4 protein-coding genes and 1 pseudogene are annotated in these 4,929 nt (G+C 56.0%); all 5 read right to left on the minus strand.

Annotated elements, in window-relative coordinates; all coding sequences use genetic code 11:
• On the minus strand, positions 1-817 hold an 817-nt coding region (gene murD / locus FDW87_RS22785), incomplete at its 3' end, for a UDP-N-acetylmuramoyl-L-alanine--D-glutamate ligase (RefSeq protein ID WP_252363210.1).
• 2 nt (positions 818-819) lie between these two features.
• Positions 820-1,902, minus strand: coding sequence for a phospho-N-acetylmuramoyl-pentapeptide-transferase (mraY, locus tag FDW87_RS15960; protein WP_016151694.1), 1,083 nt, complete (start codon positions 1,900-1,902; stop codon positions 820-822).
• Positions 1,896-3,254, minus strand: coding sequence for a UDP-N-acetylmuramoyl-tripeptide--D-alanyl-D-alanine ligase (murF, locus tag FDW87_RS15965; RefSeq protein WP_019078371.1), 1,359 nt, complete (start codon positions 3,252-3,254; stop codon positions 1,896-1,898). Before murF ends, mraY begins: the two co-directional genes overlap by 7 nt.
• Complete coding sequence (gene murE / locus FDW87_RS15970) at positions 3,251-4,738, minus strand: UDP-N-acetylmuramoyl-L-alanyl-D-glutamate--2,6-diaminopimelate ligase (protein ID WP_016151692.1); 1,488 nt, start codon at positions 4,736-4,738, stop codon at positions 3,251-3,253. Before murE ends, murF begins: the two co-directional genes overlap by 4 nt.
• Positions 4,725-4,929 (minus strand): annotated as a pseudogene (locus tag FDW87_RS22790) (peptidoglycan glycosyltransferase FtsI); the annotation flags it as partial. The gene murE and the pseudogene FDW87_RS22790, both read right to left, overlap by 14 nt.

The following is a 4,929-nucleotide window of genomic DNA, read 5'->3' on the forward strand; positions in this document are numbered from 1 at the left end:
CGTTGGTATAGTTATGCTGACCGGAAAGCGTCATCTCTTTCACGTTAAGAACTTTTTCACCCTTCACTCGCAGCCAGGTTTCGCCCTGCTGACGGTTCAGGTGATAGTCACCCATGTTGATGCCAAAGCTCACGCAACGCTCATCCGCACCGCGAACCGGCATGGTCAGCGCATCATCAGCGTTGACCACACACACTTTCGCGTTTTCATAGACGCGCAGTTTGGCTGCACGGTACTGCTGCAAGCCAAACGGATATCTGTCCATATGGTCTTCGGTGACGTTCAAAATGGTAGCGGCTACGGCTTGTAAGCTGGAGGTCGTTTCCAGTTGGAAGCTCGACAGTTCCAGAACATACAGCTCACGTTCGTCATCCAGCAGCATCAGCGCGGGCAGGCCAATATTACCGCCAACCCCCACGTTCACACCGGCCGCTTTCGCCATCTCACCTACCAGCGTAGTGACTGTGCTTTTCCCGTTGGAACCGGTGATCGCGACGATCGGTGCCTGTGCTTCGCGACAGAACAGCTCAATGTCGCCGACAATTTCAATTCCCGCATCGGCGGCGGCGCTCAACGAAGGATGCGCCAGGGCAATACCAGGGCTGGCGACAATAAGATCAGCGGCCAGCAGCCAGTCATCATTCAGACTGCCAACATGACGCTCAACCGCTTCCGGTAATTTGTCCAGGCCCGGCGGCGTCGCGCGGGTATCCATTACGCGCGGCGTCACGCCACGCGCCAGGAAGAAATCCACGCAGGACAGCCCGGTCAAACCCAGACCGATAATGACGACTTTTTTACCCTGGTAATCAGCCATGATTAACGTACCTTCAGCGTTGCCAGGCCAATCAGCACCAGCATCAGCGAAATAATCCAGAAGCGTACAATTACGCGCGGTTCCGGCCAGCCTTTCAGTTCATAGTGATGGTGGATCGGCGCCATACGGAAGATGCGCTGTCCGCGCAGCTTAAAGGAGCCAACCTGCAAAATGACCGACAGTGTTTCTACGACGAATACACCGCCCATGATCACCAGCAGGAACTCCTGACGCAGGAGCACGGCAATAATGCCCAGCGCGCCGCCAAGCGCCAGCGATCCGACGTCGCCCATAAAGACCTGCGCCGGATAGGTGTTAAACCACAAGAAGCCTAAACCCGCGCCAACAATTGCCGTACAAACGATCACCAATTCGCCGGCATGACGTAAATAGGGAATATGTAGATAGTTGGCGAAGTTCATGTTACCGGTCGCCCACGCTACCAACGCAAAACCTGCGGCCACAAAGACGGTCGGCATAATCGCCAGACCATCCAGACCATCGGTGAGGTTGACCGCGTTGCCAGTACCCACAATCACGAAGTACGCCAGCAGCACGTAGAACAGCCCCAACTGCGGCATCACGTCTTTAAAGAACGGCACCACCAGCTCAGTGGCCGGGGTATCTTTACCAGCCAGATACAGGGCAAAGGCCACGCCCAGCGCAATCACCGACATCCAGAAGTATTTCCAGCGCGCGATCAGGCCCTTGGTGTCTTTGCGTACCACTTTGCGGTAGTCATCGACAAAACCGATAATGCCGTAACCGACCAATACCACCAGCACGCACCATACGTACGGGTTCGACGGGTATGCCCACAGCAGTACGGAGATAACAATCGCGGTGAGGATCATAATCCCGCCCATGGTCGGCGTACCGCGTTTACTGAAGTGTGATTCCGGACCGTCGTTACGCACGACCTGTCCAAAGGACATTTTTTGCAAGCGGGCGATCATGCGCGGGCCCATCCACAAAGAGATGAACAGCGCGGTCAGCAGGCTGACGATGGCGCGAAACGTCAGATAGGAAAAGACGTTAAAGCCGGAATAATATTTGACCAAATGTTCGGCCAGCCAAACTAACATGTCCCATTCTCCTGTAATGCGCGTACTACCTCTTCCATGGCGGCACTACGTGAACCCTTCACTAAAATCGTCATAATCTGATGTTCTGCAATCAGCGCCTTAAGATGCGCGGTCAACGCGGTTTTATCCGCAAAATGCTCACCCACACCGCTGGCATGGCTAATTGCCTGACTCAGTTTCCCTGTACTCAGCACACGGTCGATACCTGCAGCCTTCGCAGCGTCACCCACCTGCACGTGGCATGCTTCGCTTTCCGCGCCAAGCTCTGCCATATCGCCAACGACCAGCACGCGGTAGCCCGGCATTTCGGACAGCACGTTTACCGCTGCGGTCATTGACCCGACATTTGCGTTATAGGAGTCATCCAGCAGTAGCTGATTTTCTGCCAGTTGAATCGGGAACAGACGCCCCGGTACCGCTTGCAGCTCCTTCAGACCCGCTTTAATCGCTTCGTGCGTCGCGCCTACCGCCATAGAGAGCGCAGCCGCCGCCAGGGCGTTAGCTATGTTGTGACGACCCGGCAGCGGCAGCAGAACATCAATGCTTCCGGTTGGCGTTTGCAGAGAAAACTCTGTGCCGTGTGAAGTCACATGAACATTGGCCGCCGAAAAGTCGCTGTTGGCCGCATTCGGGGAGAAGCGCCAGACTTTGCGATCGCCGATAATGCTCTGCCAGTTCAGCCAGTCGTTATTGTCGGCATTCATAATGGCGATTCCGTTCGCTGGCAGGCCGGTAAAAATCTCACCTTTTGCCTTCGCAACGCCCGCCAGTGAACCAAAGCCTTCCAGATGCGCGGCCGCCAGGTTATTCACCAGCGCCGCTTCCGGACGCGTCAGGCCAACGGTCCAGGCGATTTCGCCCTGATGATTAGCGCCAAGCTCAATCACGGCATAGTCGTAATCGTTGTTTAAGCGCAACAGCGTCATCGGTACGCCGATGTCGTTATTCAGGTTGCCCGCGGTATATAAGGTGTTGCCACACTGACTCAGAATGGATGCGGTCATCTCTTTGACGGACGTTTTACCGGAAGAGCCGGTCAGCGCGACAACGCGCGCCGGAACCTGAGCGCGTACCCATGCCGCCAGTTCACCAAACGCCAGACGTGTATCTTTAACAATCAGCTGCGGCAGGTTGGTGTCCAACGGACGGCTGACCAGCAGCGCACCCGCCCCGCTCTCTTGCGCCTTGTCTGCGAAATCGTGGGCATCAAAGCGTTCGCCTTTCAGCGCGACAAACAGGCAACCCGGCGTAACTTTACGCGTATCAGTTGTCACCGCATCAAGAGTCAGATCGGCTCCTTTCAGTTCGCCGCGGAGGATCTCCGCCAGTTGGCTGAGCGTTACGCTAATCATGCGATGACTCCCAGCAGACGCGCTGCCGTAACGCGGTCAGAATAGTCGAGGCGCTGCGAGCCAACGATCTGGTAGTCTTCGTGACCTTTCCCGGCCACCAGCACCACGTCGTTTTCTTTCGCCTGCATAATGGCGTTTGTCACAGCCTCTGCGCGACCTTCCATCACTTTCGCCTGTCCGGCATCCAGCATACCCGCCAGAATGTCGTTAATAATGGCGCGCGGCTCTTCGGTACGCGGGTTGTCATCGGTCACCACGACAACATCAGCAAACTGCTCGGCAATCGCGCCCATCAACGGACGTTTACCTTTGTCGCGATCGCCGCCGCAGCCAAAGACGCACCACAGTTTGCCAGTACAGTGCAGACGTGCCGCCTGCAGCGCTTTTTCCAGCGCATCTGGCGTATGGGCATAATCAACCACAACGGTGGTTTTACCCGGCGCGCTGAACACTTCCATGCGCCCACAAACTGGCTGTAATTGTGTCGCCGTTTTCAGTAAATCAGCTAACGGATATCCCAACGCCAGCAGCGTTGCCAGCGCCAACAGCAGATTGCTGACGTTAAACGCGCCCATCAGGCGACTTTCAATTTCGCCGTCACCCCATGAGGAGGTAAAACGAATTGTTGCCCCGCTGTCGTGATAATTCACGTCAATCGCCTTTAACCAACGACCGTGACAGTTCGGGTTGATGTGGTCTTCCATCGATACGGCAACCGCATCCGGAAGTTTGGCCAACCAGCGACGACCGACTTCATCATCCGCATTAACGATGGCCTGGCCGCAATGGTGCGTGGAATACAGCAGCCATTTCGCGGCTTCGTAATGTTCCATGTCGCCGTGGTAATCAAGATGGTCACGGCTTAAGTTAGTAAATACTGATGCGGCAAACTTCAGCGCCGCCACGCGATGCTGAACCAGACCGTGTGAAGACACTTCCATTGCGCCAACCGTTGCGCCTTGTGCAACCAGCCCCGCCAGCACATGCTGGACATCAACGGCTGAACCGGTGGTATTTTCCGTCGGGATCACTTTGCCCAGCAGGCCATTGCCGACTGTTCCCATCACCGCGCTGGTTTCGCCAAGCAGTTGGCTCCACTGTGCCAGCAATTGGGTGGTGGTGGTTTTACCGTTGGTCCCGGTCACGCCGACCAGTCGCATTTTTTCAGAAGGCTCGTGGTAAAAGCGGCCCGCCAGTGCAGATAAACGTTCGTTAAGCTGACTGAGATAGATAACTGGAACGCCGTGCATTTCACGGATTTCACCGTCAGTAGCTTCATCTTTTGCTTCTGCAATAATGGCAGCCACACCTTGCGCTATCGCCTGCGGGATATACCGACGCCCGTCCGCCTGATGACCCAATACTGCGACAAAGAGATCTCCCGATGCAGCCATACGGCTGTCGAGCGTCATCTCCCGCAGTGCTCGCTCCGGTGCACCCGGCACCCATGGAGCAAGAAGGTCGCGCAAATTACGATCTGCCACCTGTTGCCTCGCCTTGATTATTCACAAATTCATTTTTATCGCCCGTTGTCAGCGCATCCGGCTCGATGTTCATGGTGCGCAGTACGCCGCCCATGATGGCACCAAAGACCGGCGCGGAAACGGCGCCACCGTAGTATTTACCCGCCTGCGGATCGTTGATAACAACAACCAGCGCGAAGCGCGGCTGACTC

The organism is Citrobacter sp. wls826, assembly GCF_005281245.1.
Taxonomy (GTDB): Bacteria; Pseudomonadota; Gammaproteobacteria; order Enterobacterales; family Enterobacteriaceae; genus Citrobacter; species Citrobacter braakii.